General features: G+C 64.7%; 14 protein-coding genes. 7 read left to right on the top strand and 7 right to left on the bottom strand.

Annotation, left to right across the window (positions count from 1 at the left end):
* Positions 1 to 32: 32 nt before the first annotated feature.
* Positions 33 to 1,343: a cytochrome P450 gene (locus R3P95_RS19835; RefSeq protein WP_317549242.1), complete on the top strand. Its 1,311-nt coding sequence runs from the start codon at positions 33 to 35 to the stop codon at positions 1,341 to 1,343.
* Here R3P95_RS19835 and R3P95_RS19830 read toward each other — a convergent pair.
* The 5 genes from R3P95_RS19830 to R3P95_RS19810 all read right to left on the bottom strand — a co-directional run bounded on the left by R3P95_RS19830 (position 1,321) and on the right by R3P95_RS19810 (position 6,618).
* Positions 1,321 to 2,400 carry an ABC transporter ATP-binding protein gene (locus tag R3P95_RS19830; RefSeq protein WP_317549241.1) on the bottom strand — a complete coding sequence of 360 codons (1,080 nt, stop codon included), beginning with the start codon at positions 2,398 to 2,400 and terminating at the stop codon, positions 1,321 to 1,323. The genes R3P95_RS19835 and R3P95_RS19830 overlap by 23 nt on opposite strands.
* Complete coding sequence (locus R3P95_RS19825; protein WP_068048804.1) at positions 2,400 to 3,725, bottom strand: ABC transporter substrate-binding protein; 1,326 nt, start codon at positions 3,723 to 3,725, stop codon at positions 2,400 to 2,402. The genes R3P95_RS19830 and R3P95_RS19825 overlap by 1 nt, the downstream gene beginning before the upstream one ends.
* Positions 3,726 to 3,753: 28 nt before the next feature.
* The gene (locus tag R3P95_RS19820) at positions 3,754 to 4,644 is read right to left on the bottom strand and encodes a carbohydrate ABC transporter permease (RefSeq protein WP_317549240.1); all 891 of its coding nucleotides are present in this window, start codon (positions 4,642 to 4,644) and stop codon (positions 3,754 to 3,756) included.
* Positions 4,641 to 5,573 (bottom strand): carbohydrate ABC transporter permease, encoded by a 933-nt coding sequence (locus tag R3P95_RS19815; RefSeq protein ID WP_176460333.1) that lies wholly within the window; start codon positions 5,571 to 5,573, stop codon positions 4,641 to 4,643. Before R3P95_RS19815 ends, R3P95_RS19820 begins: the two co-directional genes overlap by 4 nt.
* Positions 5,574 to 5,706: 133 nt before the next feature.
* Positions 5,707 to 6,618, bottom strand: coding sequence for a L,D-transpeptidase (locus tag R3P95_RS19810; protein WP_317549239.1), 912 nt, complete (start codon positions 6,616 to 6,618; stop codon positions 5,707 to 5,709).
* A 296-nt stretch (positions 6,619 to 6,914) separates the two neighbouring features.
* Between R3P95_RS19810 and R3P95_RS19805 the strand changes: the two genes are divergently transcribed.
* From R3P95_RS19805 to R3P95_RS19790, 4 genes are read left to right on the top strand one after another with little or no spacing between them, the layout of a single operon-like run.
* Entirely contained in the window at positions 6,915 to 7,640 is a 726-nt protein-coding gene (locus R3P95_RS19805; RefSeq protein ID WP_149406890.1) for a glycosyltransferase, read from the top strand.
* Complete coding sequence (locus R3P95_RS19800) at positions 7,637 to 8,632, top strand: acyl-CoA dehydrogenase family protein (protein WP_317549238.1); 996 nt, start codon at positions 7,637 to 7,639, stop codon at positions 8,630 to 8,632. Before R3P95_RS19805 ends, R3P95_RS19800 begins: the two co-directional genes overlap by 4 nt.
* Positions 8,626 to 9,375, top strand: a complete 750-nt coding sequence (locus tag R3P95_RS19795; protein ID WP_149406889.1) for a PIG-L deacetylase family protein — start codon at positions 8,626 to 8,628, stop codon at positions 9,373 to 9,375. Before R3P95_RS19800 ends, R3P95_RS19795 begins: the two co-directional genes overlap by 7 nt.
* The gene (locus R3P95_RS19790) at positions 9,372 to 10,037 is read left to right on the top strand and encodes a class I SAM-dependent DNA methyltransferase (RefSeq protein ID WP_262498487.1); all 666 of its coding nucleotides are present in this window, start codon (positions 9,372 to 9,374) and stop codon (positions 10,035 to 10,037) included. The genes R3P95_RS19795 and R3P95_RS19790 overlap by 4 nt, the downstream gene beginning before the upstream one ends.
* A 27-nt stretch (positions 10,038 to 10,064) precedes the next feature.
* Here R3P95_RS19790 and R3P95_RS19785 read toward each other — a convergent pair whose 3' ends face one another.
* A complete protein-coding gene (locus R3P95_RS19785; protein ID WP_269595231.1) occupies positions 10,065 to 10,805 on the bottom strand; it encodes a GAF and ANTAR domain-containing protein in 741 nt (246 codons plus the stop codon).
* Positions 10,806 to 10,923: 118 nt separating this feature from the next.
* Positions 10,924 to 11,949, bottom strand: coding sequence for a zinc-binding metallopeptidase family protein (locus R3P95_RS19780; RefSeq protein WP_149406888.1), 1,026 nt, complete (start codon positions 11,947 to 11,949; stop codon positions 10,924 to 10,926).
* Positions 11,950 to 12,171: 222 nt separating this feature from the next.
* On the opposite strand from R3P95_RS19780, the gene nhaA reads away from it, so the two are divergent.
* Both nhaA and R3P95_RS19770 read left to right on the top strand, forming a co-directional pair.
* A complete protein-coding gene (gene nhaA / locus R3P95_RS19775; protein ID WP_317549237.1) occupies positions 12,172 to 14,028 on the top strand; it encodes a Na+/H+ antiporter NhaA in 1,857 nt (618 codons plus the stop codon).
* Positions 14,029 to 14,171: 143 nt separating this feature from the next.
* Entirely contained in the window at positions 14,172 to 14,558 is a 387-nt protein-coding gene (locus R3P95_RS19770) for an SdpI family protein (RefSeq protein ID WP_317549236.1), read from the top strand.
* Positions 14,559 to 14,678: the final 120 nt, after the last annotated feature.

Raw genomic sequence — 14,678 nt, 5'->3', positions numbered from 1 at the left:
TTCCAGGTAGGGCAATCGGGGAGGGAATTTTGATGAGGGAATACGCACGCTGGCTTGCTGCTCACGGGGTGATTCGGTTCGCGGCCAAACGAGCAGCGGCTGCGGGCGATCCGCAGGCGATGCTGGTGGCCGATCCGGTGACGCGGGCCAATCCGACGCCGGTCTACGAGAAGCTGCGCGCCACCGCGCCGCTGGTGAAGACTCGGATCTCGAACATCACCGTGCATCACCGGGTGGCGTTCGACCTGCTGCGCTCGGACGACTTCCGCGTCACGCAGCTGGGTGCGACCCTTCCCGGGCCGTTGCGGTGGATCGAGCAGCACACCAGATCCGGGGCTCTGCACCCGATCCTGCCGCCCTCACTGCTCTCGGTGGAGCCGCCGGACCACACCAGGTACCGGAAGCTGGTGTCCTCGGTCTTCACCGTCCGCGCGGTGCAGAAGATGCGCGATCAGGTGCAGGAAACGGCCGATGCTCTCCTCGACGAGCTGTCCGACGGCTCCCCGGTCGTGGACATCGTCGATCGCTACTGCGCGCGCCTGCCGGTTGCTGTGATCGGGCGCATCCTCGGTGTACCGGTCGAGGACAATCAGCGGGTTCTCGAATTCGGTGAGATGGCCGCACCCAGTCTCGACATCGGCTTGTCGTGGGATCAGTTCAAGCAGGTCGAGCGCGGCCTGATCGGATTCGACGCCTGGCTCTCGCAACACATCGCAGAACTGCGCCGCAATCCCGGTGACGATCTGATGAGTCAGCTGATCGCCGCGAAGGACGAGGGCGTCGGCCTCAACGACGAGGAGCTCAGGGCCACGGCGGGATTGGTGTTGGCCGCAGGTTTCGAAACCACCGTCAACCTCCTCGGCAGCGGAATCCAACTGCTACTCGACAACCCCGACCAGCTCGCCGTACTGCAGCAGGACCCGTCGCACTGGCCGACGGCCATCGACGAAATGTTGCGGATGGAATCGCCGGTACAGCTGACCGCACGGATGGCCAAGCGCGACGTCGAGGTCGAGGGAGTGACGGTGCACGAGGGCAAGCTCGTCGTGCTGGTGCTCGCCGGTGCCAATCGGGATCCGCTGGTGTTCGAGGACCCGGACAGGTTCGACGTCACCCGCGCCAATGCCGGTAAACACCTGTCGTTCTCGGGTGGACGCCACTACTGCCTCGGGGCAGCGCTCGCGAAGGCAGAATCCGAAGTGGGCTTGAAGGCGTTGTTCGACAGATTCCCCCACCTGCGCTCGGCAGGCGAAGGAACCCGTCGCAACACCCGAGTCCTGCACGGATGGGCCACGCTGCCCATCGACCTCGGTGAACCGGCTACGACAACCGCAGGCCGGTAACGGAGTCGAAGAAGAACAGCTCGTCCAGCTTGGGCACCAGTCGAATGGTTTCGGCCAGGGCGATCGACAACTTGCGGTCGACACGAACCGCGATACGGCCGGAGGTTGTCGACCAACCGCCGTCGGTGCTGGGCGCGGAGGCGTAGACGAACGACTCCGCACCCAGCTCCTCGATCAGCTCGACGGTGAGCTGCAGGCCACTGCCCTCGCCCACCAGATCCCAGGACTCCGGGCGAATACCGACAACGACGCGCTCACCCGCCGAGGACTGGACGGGGATACGCAACTCGCCGAGTACGGCCGCGCCGTCGCGCACGGGGGCGTCGACCAGATTCATTCCGGGTGACCCGATGAATCCCGCCACGAACGTGTTGACGGGGTTGTCGTACAGCTCCCGCGGAGCGGCGATCTGCTGCAGCTTCCCGTCGAGCAACACTGCGACGCGATCACCCATCGTCATGGCCTCGACCTGATCGTGGGTGACGTACACCGTCGTGGTGCCCAGTCGTCTTTGCAGACCGGCGATCTGGGCTCTGGTCGACACTCGCAGCTTGGCGTCGAGGTTGGACAGCGGTTCGTCCATGCAGAACACCTTGGGTTGACGCACGATGGCGCGCCCCATGGCCACTCGCTGACGCTGCCCGCCGGAGAGCTTGCCGGGCTTGCGACCCAGCAACGGCTCGAGCTCGAGCATCCTCGCCGCGTCGAGTACTCGTGCTGCGGTGTCGGACTTGCTCATTCCGGCATTGCGCAGCGCGAATCCCATGTTGTCGCCGACGGTCATGTTGGGGTACAGCGCGTAGTTCTGGAACACCATCGCAACGTCCCTGGCCCGCGGAGCCAGCGAGGTGACGTCCACTCCGCCGATGTCGATACGGCCGCTTTCGACGGACTCGAGACCGGCGAGCATCCGCAGACTGGTCGACTTCCCACAGCCCGAAGGCCCGACGAGAACGATGAATTCACCGTCCGCGATGTCGAGTTCGAGATTGTCGACAGCGAGCGAATCGGCACCCGGGTACCGGTGCGAGACACCGGCGTAGTGAACGGCGGCCATTACTTCGGCAGCTTCGGGGTGATCTGGCGGTCGATGATCTGCTGCAGCTGATCCGAGATGGACGCGAACGTCGTTGCGACATCGGCGTTCTGCAGCGCGATCTGTTCGAGTCCGCTGCCGATGATCTTGTCGCCACCGGGGACGAACACGCGGGCGTAGTCCTGCGAGCGAGTCAGCGCCAATTGGTCGACGGCCGTCTTCGCGTTGGGGTTCGCCTCGAGGAATGCGATCTCCGACGGGTCCTGCTGCGCAGACTTGCGGACCGGCATGTAACCGGTGTTCTGCGAGAAGTAGGCGGTGTTGGCACCGTTGGTGACGAAGTCGATGAATTTGAGCGCGTTCACCTTTCGCTCCTCCGAGATCTTCGCCGGGATGGCCAGGCCGGCACCACCGGTGGGGCAGCCGGGCGTGCCGTCGGTGGCCGGCAGGAAGGCGGTACCGAACTCGAACGCGGCACCGGCCTTGATGGTGGACAGGTCGCCGGTCGAGGCGATGGTGGACGCCAGGATGCCCGCGGCGAAGTCGTTGGCGATGTCGTTGGACACCGCGGCGTACTTCTTCGTGTGGATCATGTCCTGCAGGAACTTGCCTGCCGCAATGGTATTGGGGTCGTCGAACTTCAGCTCGAACTGATCGGAGTACGATCCGCCGAACGTCCAGATCGGTCCCTCGAACGTCCAACCGAGGTAGTCGACGGCGTTACCCCAACCGTGAGCGAGCTTGCCGTCTCCGACGACGGCCTGGATGCGCGGGCCCCACTCGTCGAACTCCTGCCAGGTGGCCGGCCCGCGATCGGGCAGTCCGGCCTGCTGCCACACGGCCTTGTTGTAATAGAACAGCGGCGTCGAACGCGCGTAGGGCAAGGCCCAGTGGTTGCCGTTCCAGTTGTAGTCGGCCAGCAGCGAATCCACGTAATCGGACTGGTCGACGCCTGCTGCGGAAAAGTGCTTGTCGAGCGGCTCGATGGCACCGGTGAGCGCGTAGTTGAACCACCAGACGTCCGAGAGCACGACGACGTCGGGCACATCGTTGCCCGAGAGCGCCGCGTTGAACTTCTGCGACACCTCCTCGTAGTTCTTGCCACCGTCGATGAGATTGACCGTCAGGCCTGGGTTCTCCGCCTGGAAGCGCGAGATCAGTTCCCTCTCGAACTCCTGGGACTTGCCCGGGTGGTTCGACCAGAAGTTGATGGTGTTCGCATCGCCTTCGACAGCCTCGCCGCCCGACCCGCCCGACCCGGGGCCGCTGCACGCCGCGAGGGCTGCGGCGGCCGCAGCTGCGCCGGTGAGCGTGAGGAAGCCACGCCGATTGATGATGTGTGCCATGGTGTTCGACTCCTGATAGTGAGGTGAATCAGCCCTTGACCGCACCGGAGGTGAGGCCCTTGATCATGTGGCGTTGCAGGACGAGAAAGACGAGAAGAATCGGCAGAATGGTCAGCACCGTCGCGGCCATCACCGCGCCCCAGTTGGTGTAGCCCTCGCTGTTCTGGAGCAGCGTCAATCCCACCGGAAGCGGTGCGACCGAGGAGTCGTCGGACATCAGGAACGGCCAGAGGTATTCGTTCCATTCGGTGACGATCGTGATGATGGCGAAGGCCACCATGGTCGGGCCCGACAGCGGCAGGATCACCCGGAACATCAGCCGTACCGGCCCGGCACCGTCCATCCGCGCGGCTTCGATGATCTCCGGCGGCAACGACAGAAAGTGATTGCGCATCAGGAAAGTACCGAAGGCGACGCCGGCCAGCGGAATTATGATGCCCTGGAACGAGTTCCGCCAACCCAACTCGGAGATGAGCGAGTAGTTGGAGATGACGGTGATCTGATTGGGCACCATGAGCGCGGCGATGATGACGAGAAAGACGATGTTCTTGCCCGGGAAGCGCAGGAACACCAGACCGTAGGCGCTGAGTACCCCGAGGACGAACTTGATGGACGACACGGCCGTGGTGATGATGATGGAGTTGCGCAGGTACGTGAAGAACGGCACCTCCGTGGTCGCCTCGTCGTAGTTCTGCGGGTGAAACACGCTGGGCCACCACGTGACCGGCTGCACGTAGATATCCGGTCGATCCTTGAAGGAGGTGATCAGGATCCAGAACAGTGGCAGCCCGATCATCAGCAGGACGGCGAACATGGCCGCGTATCCGAGGATGTTCGCGCTGCGACGCGCACGCTGCTGATCGCGCGGCCCTGGCACTTTCTCCGGCGTCGCCGTATCGGGCTTGTCGGTCACAGTCATCGCTGATCGTCTCGATCCATGATTCGTACCTGCACGAGAGTGACGATCAACAGCACGAGGAACAGGATCGTCGCGACGGTGGCACCGTAGCCGGCTCGGAAGTTGCGGAACGTCTCCTCGTAGACCTGGTAGACCATCGTGGTGGTGCCGGTGCCCAGCGGGCCGCCGCGCGTCATGACGTTGATGATGTCGAAGACCTGCAGCGAGTTGAGCAGCACCGTGATCGACAGGAAGAACGTCGTCGGACGTAGTTGCGGCAGAAGCACTTTGCGGAACGTGGTCCAGCGGCTCGCCTGATCGATCTCGGCCGCTTCCATCAATTCCTTGCGCACGCCCTGCAGGGCCGCCAGGTAGATGACGAAGGTGTAGCCCAGGTTCTTCCACAGGTAGGTCACGGTGATCATGACCATCGCCCACTTCGGGTCCTGATAGAAGTCCGGAACCGCGCCCAGGCCGAGGCGTCGCATCAGATCCTGGACCAGCCCGAAGTTGGGGTCGAAGACGAACTGGAACGCGATGCCGATCGCGGCACCCGAGATGACGTACGGGGCGAAGACGGCGGAGCGAACGAAGTTGCGGCCCCTGAGCTTTCGATCGAGCAGCAGCGCCAGCACCAGGCCGAGAACCAATGAGCCCACCACCGCGGCGACAGTGAACACGACGGTGTTGCCGACGATCTGCCAGGTGTCCTCGCGGGAGGCCCACTCGCGATAGTTGTCGAAGCCGACGAACGTGGAGGTGGGCGAGGACAGGTTCCAGTCGAAGAACGAGAACTGGAAATTCTCGACCAGCGGCCGATATGTGAACACGCCCAGCAGAACCAGGTTGGGGCCCACCAGAATCAGGAACAGAGCGTAATCGGTCCACGGCCGCGAGAAGAAACGCTTCTCGCGTGCCCTGGGCAGCACTCGTTCGGTTGTTGCACTCACTGCGAGGACTGTGCTCAGCCTCGGCTAACGAACAGTGAACTGGGCCCCAACGCTCACCGTCGGGCAGACCAACCTATGTGAGCGGAAACTCGTAGTGGGCTACGAAGTTCCATTCACGTGCGGCGAAGCCGCTCTAGCGGTTCCAGTCTCCGAGACCGTCGGATCCGCTCAGGGTGCCGCCGTCGGTGTTGACGACGATGACGGGGTCGCCCTTCTGGACGTTCTCGAAGAACCACTTGCCGTCTTCGGTGCTGACGTTGAGGCAGCCGTGCGAGGCGTTGGAGTAGCCCTGCTGCGATTCCGACCACGGGGCCGCGTGCACGAAGATGCCGCTGTAGGAGATGCGCGTCGCGTACTCGACGTACGTGCGGTAGCCCTCCTCGGAGTCGATCGGGACGCCGTAGGTGGACGAGTCCATGTACATGTCGCGGAACCGCTCGCCGACGATGTAGGTGCCGTTGGGGGTTTCGTGTCCGACCTTGCCCATCGAGGTGGGCATGGTGCGGACGACCTCGCCGTTGCGGGTGACGGTGATCTGCTTGGTGTTGTCGTCGGCCGTGGTGATGATGGAGTCGCCGGTGGAGAATTCGGCTTTCGCTCCGCCTGCCTCGACGGTCACCTGGGTGTGCGCCGGGTAGAACTCGTTGGGCAGCCAGCGGACCTGGGTGTCGTTGATCCAGTAGAAGTGGCCGTCGAGGGACGGGTTCGTGGTGACGCGAATGGCTCGCAGTGCGGCGTCACGATCACCGATTGCCTCGTCGAAGCGGATGGCGATGGGCTGCGCGACTCCGACGACCTCGCCGCCGGAGGGGCTGATGCTCGGATCGGCGAAGTTCGCGGGCGCGAGCTGCGGGACGATCTGCTGCTGGGGAGCGGGCGCAGCCGGATCCGAGGACCCCGGCATGCCGGGAATGGAGACGTCCGGGCCGCCGGGCCACAGTGGCGCGGCCTGTGCCGAACCGAATGCGGCGGACGCAGCAAGGGCTGTACCTGCAACGATCGCGCCGATACGGGCGAATCTGCGTGTGCGAACCGGTGATGCCATGTAACCCGACCATCCTTCGTGCTGCGTCGCGATGCCCACCGACAGAGCTGTGCGTGAGCAAAGCCCATTAACACATACCGCCCCGACATTTGCTAATCGGATATTTCTGAAACGGGCGAAAGAAACCGCGAGTACGAGTATCTTCCCGCAACCGGTCCCGAGCACTGTCTTTGCAGGCCAGGACGCATGTGTCGGCAGCCGGGGAACGGGTATGTGCGAGGGGAGCACATCCCGTCCAGACACCGGCGGTTTCCGAAACGGACTCTTCTTCGTCCGGTGTCCGAAAAGGGTGGACCGTGATCTCCGATGCTTTCCCCCGTACCCCAGTCAGTCACATCGTCGTCGTCGTACCCGCACACAACGAGCAGGATCTGCTCGACGCCTGTCTGACGGCCCTGTCCCGGGCGGAGCGCCGCGCCGTCGAAGTGGCGGCGGTGACCGTCTCGACGGTCGTCGTACTCGATGCCTGCACCGACGACTCGGCGCACATCGCCGCACGTCACCCGTCGGTGTCGGCGATCGAGGTAGCCCATCGGAACGTCGGAGCGGCCCGAGCCGCCGGGTTCGCGACCGGCTCGCGAGACGGCAGTCGGCTCGACGCCACCTGGTTCGTCACCACCGATGCGGACACCAGGGTGGGTGAGAACTGGCTGCTCGGCCATCTCCGGCATGCCGCCGAGGGCGCTCGAGCGATAGCGGGAACAGTGGCGGTCGATTTCGAGGGCCACGTCGAGGAGAACCTCGGGTTGCGATCGTCGTACGACGCGCACTACCGGCACGAATTCGGCCACCCACACGTGCACGGCGCCAACCTCGGCGTCCGAGCGACCGAGTACTTCTCCGTCGGGGGATTTGCACCTTTGACCACCGGCGAGGACCACGATCTGGTCCGACGCCTCGAGCTCGGCGGCATCGAGTGCCGTCGAGTGTGCGACATCCCTGTCACGACGTCGGGTCGCCTCAGCGGCAGAGCACCCGACGGCATGGCCGGATTCCTACGTTCCCTGGAGGCCACCGCATGAGCGAGACCGATTTTCTCGAATCCACCGGCCGCGCAGACGTCGACACCGGTCTGCGCAATGCGTTCTTGGCGTTCGAGGCGGACGGTCGTCTCGACCTGGCACTGCCCGGCTCGGGATACACCGATCTGCGCTGGCAGTCGCTCGCCGCCCTGAGCCGTCACAACACGGTGCTGGGCCGGTGGTCCGAAGCGCATACCGACGCGATCGCGATCCTGCACGAACTCGACGGCCCGACGCCACAGCGCGGTCAGATCTGGGGAGTGTGGGCTGCGGAACCGCCTGCTCCGATTCTCGAGGCGGTGCTGGAGGATTCGGGCTGGGTTCTCACCGGAACGAAGCCGTGGTGCTCGGGTGCGTCACTGTGTACGAACGCTCTGGTCACTGCGCGCGTCGAGGGAAGTCCGCGGCTGTTCGCCGTCGATCTGACACATCCGGGCGCAACTCCGGTACCCGACACGTGGCATGCCGTGGGGATGAGCGAAAGCGATTCCGGCTCGGTTGCATTCGACAGCGTCCCGGCCGTTGCGGTCGGCGGACCGACCGATTACCTCACCCGTCCTGGCTTCTGGCACGGTGCCATCGGGGTGTCGGCCGCCTGGTTCGGTAGCGCGTGCGCAGTGGCGGACACGCTGCACGCCGCCGTCCGCACCAGGCCGGACCCGCACCGTGCCGCACATCTCGGTGCCATCGCAGCGGCACTCGGTGCGGCGTCGAGCGCACTGACCACCGCGGCCGCCGAAGTGGACGCCGATCCGTTCGACCGTTCCGGTCGAGCCCGGACCCGAGCCCGCATCGTGCGGGCAGTGGTCGAGGACGCGGCCACCCAGTGCATCGACCGCGTCGGTCGCGCTCTCGGTGCCGGCCCGCTGTGCAGCGATGCCGAGCATGCGCGGCGCGTCGCAGATCTGACCGTCTATCTGAGGCAGAGCCACGCCGAACGCGATCTCGAAGCCCTCGGGCAGGACATCGCCGAGGAGGACAACCCATGGTAGAGAACGCATTCGACGCCGAAGTCGATGTCGGTACCGCAGAGTCGGATTGGATGTCGGCCGACTGGTCCATCCCCGGTCTGCAGTGGAAGGACGTCGTCACGATGGTCGTCGTCGCCCCGCACCCGGACGACGAGGTGCTCGGCGTCGGTGGCCTACTGTCGTTGGCGGCCGCGGCAGGGGTCGACGTGAGGGTGGTCGCGGTGACCGACGGTGACGGCTCGCACCCCGGTTCCCCGACGGTGACGGCGGAGGATCTGCGGGCACGACGCCCCGTTGAGTCCGAACGCGCGTTGGCGGAGTTGGGAATCGACCACTCTCCGACGCGGTTGCAGATCGCCGACGGTGCCGTCGAGCAGCACGAGGGTGCGGTGGCCGACGCATTGATGCCGTTGCTCGACGCCACCCCGGGCACCTGGTGCCTGACGCCATGGCGCGGAGACGGTCATCCCGACCACGAAGCCACCGCGCGGGCCTGTCTCACTGCGGCGAACGCCGTCGGGATACCGGTGGTCGAGTACCCGATCTGGATGTGGCACTGGGCAACTCCGAACCATCCTGCAGTTCCGTGGACACGATGCCGCCGTGTCGATCTCCCGCCGCACGCTCTCGACGCCAAGCGCGCGTCGATCGAGCAGTTCGATTCCCAGATCCGGCCCCTGTCCGATCACCCCGCGGATCGAGCGGTGTTGCCGCCGCACATACTGGCCCGCTACCGGCGACCGTTCGAGGTGGTGTTCGCATGAGCATGGATTCTCGGACGAGCCACGGTTCTCCGACCAGCTTGGGTGCCGACTACTTCCGCAATGTCTATGCGGCCAAGGACGATCCGTTCATGCTCGACAGCAAGTGGTACGAGCGGCGCAAGTACGCATTGACCATGGCCTCGCTGCCGAAGCCGCACTATCGGCGAGCCCTCGAACCCGGCTGCTCCATCGGCGTGCTCACCGAACAGTTGGTGACCCGGTGCGATCACGTGGTGTCGACCGATGTGGTGGACAGTGCTCTCGATTCGGCCCGCGCGCGTGTAGGTGAGACTGCCGCAGTCGAATTCGCGTTGTGGTCGTTGTCCGACCATTGGTCGGCATTGCCGACACCCGAGGAGACGTTCGATCTGATCGTCGTCAGCGAGGTCGGCTACTACCTCGACGCCGCGGATCTCGCATCGGCGATGACTCGCGCAGTCGATCACCTGGAAGCAGGGGGCACTCTGGTGGCCGCGCACTGGCGTCACGACGTGGACGACTATCCGATCTCGGGTGATCGTGTGCACGAGATCATCGCTGCAACATCAGGATTGGCGTTACTGAGTCGGTACTTGGACGAGGACGTTCGGATCGAGGTCTTCGTCGCCTCGGACGGTCCGGCGGTGTCGGTCGCGAGCACCGACGGCCTCGATGTGCGCTGACTGCGCTCGACCTCCAGGGGACAGGGCTCAGTCGGTCGATTTCGCGGCGTCGATGACCAGCTGTTCGGCGAGATCGGCGAGTTTGACGTTGGTGTCCTGAGACAGCTTGGCCAGCAAGGCGAATGCCGCCTGCGAGTTCAGGTTGTAGCGCTCCATCAACATGCCCTTGGCCTGACCGATCAGGTCTCGACTGGTCAACGCGGCCCTGATCTGCTGCTCCTCGCGGGCGGTGGAGAACGCGATGGCCGCGTGCGCTGCGAACAGCGAACCGATCGACTCGGCCTCGGCACTGAACGCGTCGGTACGAGTGGAGTGCAGGTTCAGCGCGCCGAAGTTGACTCCCTCGACGTAGAGCTGGAAGCAGATCATGCTCTTGACCCCGAGCGCAGACGCCGCGTCGGCGAACTGCGGCCAACGGGTGTCGCTGTCCATGTCGTCGATCCTGATGGTCGTCTGTTCGATTGCCGATTCGAGGCACGGTCCCTCGCCCAGCTGCTCCTGAATCTTGTCGCAGTGGCCGGCGGGCTCCCCACACAGCGCGGCGCTGTGTACGAACTTGCCCTGCAGCACGGTGGTGATGGACGCGAACTCGGCGGACGGCACATTGGCCACCGCGGACTCGGTGATGACGGCCAGAACTCGATCCGGATCCGAATGCTGACGCCGCAGCTTCTCGGCCACCTCGGCCAGTCGTCGACTCAGCTCGAAATCGGTGACCCGCGAGCGCGTGCCCGTCGAATCCATTGTCTGCTCGCTGATGGTCGTCACCTCGTCCTGATGTTGCACCAGCCCTGCTACTGCGCAGGGGCGCATCCCGGCATCGGCGGTGTGCCGACAACACAGGATACGCCCCTGAAAGCAAAGCTCAACGACCGTTAGCGGGGCATCAGAGTGTGCTGGGTGCGATCAGCGAGTGCACGAACCCGATTTTCTTCACGACGGTCGGCGGCAGCACGAACGGGTAGAGGTCCTGGTGTCCCATCGATCGGTTGATCTGGTTCAGCGCCCACGACAGCGGCAACCACCAGTCGACGATCTGATCGAAGCCGACGTCACCGGGCAACGGGCTCTCCAGCGTCGAACCGGCCGGGGCCATACCGAACGCTGCGGCCGTGTCCAGGGTGTCGCGGATGTGCAGGTAGTGCGCGAACGTCTCGGCCCAGTCCTCGGCGGGGTGCATGGTGGCGTAGGACGAGACGTAGTTGTCTTCCCAGCCCTCGGGCGCGCCTTCGCTGTAGTGGCGGTCGAGGGCGTCCTGGTAGCTCGAATCCGGATCCCCGAACAGCTCCTCGAAGGCCGCGCGATGCTCACCGTCTCCGACCAGCACCATCTGGTAATAGTGGCCGATCTCGTGCCGGAAGTGCCCGACGAGCGTGCGATACGGCTCGGACATCGCGACGCGCAACTGTTCGCGGTGCACGTCGTCTCCCTCGGCGAGGTCGAGGGTGATCAAGCCGTTGTCGTGGCCGGTCATCACCTGTTGTTCTGCGCTCGAGAGCAGATCGAACACCAGGCCGGTCGCGGTGTCCTCGTCCCGGCCCACGATGGGCAGTCCCAGTTCGGTCAGTTCGAGTACGACGCGACGCTTGTTGGTCTCGGCGTCGGCATAGGCGGCCATCGCGTCGACGTCGTCGTCGGCGGGGCGAGTGCGGGTGAGCCGGCAGGACACGCAGAGTTCGTCGGTGTCGGCGGTGTCGACGAGCCAGTTGCAGCGCGCAGTGTTGAGGTTGGCGCACATCTTCCACGTGGCCCCGTCCACCTCTGCCTCGGCGACACCGTCGTCGGCCTTGTCCGGGAGCACCAGCAGGGCTCTGCTCGGCAGATGGAAGCCGAGTGCGCTCGAGCAGCTCAGACACAGTGAGTTCTCGAACGACAGCTTCTGTCCGCATTTGCGGCAGATGAAATCACGCATGGATGTTCCTTCGTGGCAGGGGTTGAGTCGGACTCGTATTCCCGTTTATGTGCGGACTAATGCCGTTTGTCGAATATGTCGTGCACATCTCTCGCCGCGCGGCGGATTCGGCGGCGCAATAACGTTACTCTGTGGTCTCCCACCTGCGTGGAAGCAAAGCGCCGACCGCCGCGTTGGTACAGACTGCTTCACAACAATCTCCGAGAGGACGCGGGCCGGAAGATGGCAGATCAGATCACGCCGACGAATCGGCCGATGGCGCGTTTCGTCGAACGGATCTCGCGAGCTCGCGGCGAGAGGAACAGCGAGACCCTGGCGGCGGGCTTTCTGCTCGCGGCGACACTCATCGCGCTGATCTGGGCCAATTCACCCTTCGGCGAGACCTATCAGTCGTTCTGGCACACGGAGCTGTCGATCACCATCGGCGAGCACGGCATCTCTCTCGACCTGGCCCACTGGGTCAACGACGGGCTCATGGCGCTGTTCTTCTTCGTCGTCGGCCTCGAAGTCAAGCGCGAGTTCGCGATGGGCGAGCTCACCGACCGATCCCGTGCCGCTATTCCGATCGTCGCTGCCGTTGCCGGCCTGGCCGCGCCTGCGTTGCTGTTCCTCGCCTTCAATCCGTCCGGGCCCGCTGCCCAGGCCTGGGGCGTCGTCATCTCCACCGACACTGCGTTCCTGCTCGGGGCGCTCGCCGTCCTCGGACCGAAGAAGGCTGCGCGGCTGCGCATCTTCCTGCTCACGCTCGCTGTCGCGGACGACGTGGGCGCGCTGGCGATCATCGCGTTCTTCTACACCGACAACCTCGACGTGGTGCCGCTGATCCTGGCGTTCGTCGGGCTCGGACTGATCTTCCTGCTGCGCCGGCTCGAGGTGTGGCGCGGAGTCGGCTACTTCGTCGTCGCACTGTTCACGTGGGTCGCAATGTACGAGTCCGGAGTGCACCCCACGCTTGCCGGAGTGATGATCGCGCTGATCCTTCCGGTCTACCCGCCGCGACGCACCGAGGTCGAACGCGCGTCGGATCTGACGCGCGCGTTCCGGCAGTCGCCCAATCCCGAATACGCCCGCGCGGCCCGCCTCGGACTCGATCGCGCGGTGTCGGTCAACGAACGTCTCATGCGGCTCTATCAGCCGTACACGGCGTTCATCATCGTGCCGATCTTCGCGCTCGCCAACGCCGGCGTGGTGCTGAGCTCCGAGACATTGAAAGCTGCATCGACCTCGACGCTCACGTGGGGCATCATCGCCGGCCTCGTCCTCGGCAAGCTCGTCGGAATCACCGCGGCCTCTGCGGTTTTCGCGAAACTGCGGCCGTCGTCCCTGGCTCCGGGACTGACGCTGTCGCACATCGCCGGTGGTGCGGCGATGTCCGGCATCGGGTTCACGATCTCCCTGTTCATCATCGACCTCGCCCTCGACGACGAACTCCTGGCCGACGAGGCACGCGTGGGAGTGTTGGCCGCCTCGGTCATCGCGGCGGTGTTGGGCTGGCTCCTGTTCCGCATCGACGAGAAGATTCATCCACCGAAAGCCGAGGCGTCCCTGCGCATTCTGCGCCCGGTGAACGTCAAGCGCGATCACATCCGCGGTCCGGCCGACGCACCACTGACCATCGTGGAGTACGCGGATTTCGAATGCCCGTTCTGCAGCAAGGCAACCGGCAGCGTCGCCGAGGTACGCAAACACTTCGGCGACGACCTGCGCTACGTCTACCGACACCTGCCGCTCGACGACTATCACCCGCACGCCCGCTACGCCGCGTACGCCAGCGAGGCCGCCGCAGCGCAGGGGAAGTTCTGGGAGATGGCCGATCTGTTGTTCCGCAACAGTGATGCTCTCGAACCCGACGACATCGACGGCTACGCACGAGAACTCGGCCTCGACATGGACAAATTCGAGGACGACATCCGCACCGGCGATCACGTCGTTCGCGTCGAGGACGACGAACTCGACGCCTCGTCCTCGGACGTGGACGGCACCCCGACATTCTACCTGGGACGCGGCGACAAGAACCTGACCAGGCACATCGGACCATACGATGCGGCGACGTTGATCCGGGAACTCGAATCCATGTGAGTCGTGGGCAAGGTTGCACAGAACACGGCTCGATCGACCGGATCCCGTCGATACGGCTTCGTAGTGTGCAACCTTGCCCGGCGGCTCGAAGTAGACCGGACGGTATGCTGCAGTGAGGCGTATGGCAACAGAAGGGATCGACCGTGGACGCAGAATCCGCGCGCGCGATAACCGGAGCGATCGCGCTGACACTGTTCGTGTTGTCGCTGACGGTGTACGTGACCGCACTGGTGACCAAAGACCCGGACCAAGAACCCAATTCGTTGATCGGCATCAAAACGCGGGCCACCAAGTCCAGCAAGGAAGCCTGGGTCGCCGGCCACAGAGCCGCATATCCCTACATGATGGCGGGCGCCACCCAGTGCCTCGCATCAGCGGTGTTGATCGCGGGGCTACTGGTCCTGGGCTCTGTCCCCGCCACGGCCATGCTGACGCTCTCGGTGGCCTTGACACTCGGCGGAGCCGTCGTCCTGACCCTGAGCGGAATCAAGGCCGATCGCGAAGCGAAAAAACATGCACGCGTCGAGTGATGGATTTCCGTGAAGGCAGTCGCGACAGCGACATCGCCATGGCGACCACCCGGGCAGGATTGCACAGAACGCACCCGCGTCGACTGAATCCCGTCGATACGGCGTCGTAGTGTGCAACCT

The organism is Rhodococcus cercidiphylli, from assembly GCF_033042225.1.
Taxonomy (GTDB): domain Bacteria; phylum Actinomycetota; class Actinomycetes; order Mycobacteriales; family Mycobacteriaceae; genus Rhodococcoides.
Note: the sequence above shows the minus strand (reverse complement) of the source record. Positions and strands in the feature narration are given on the sequence as shown.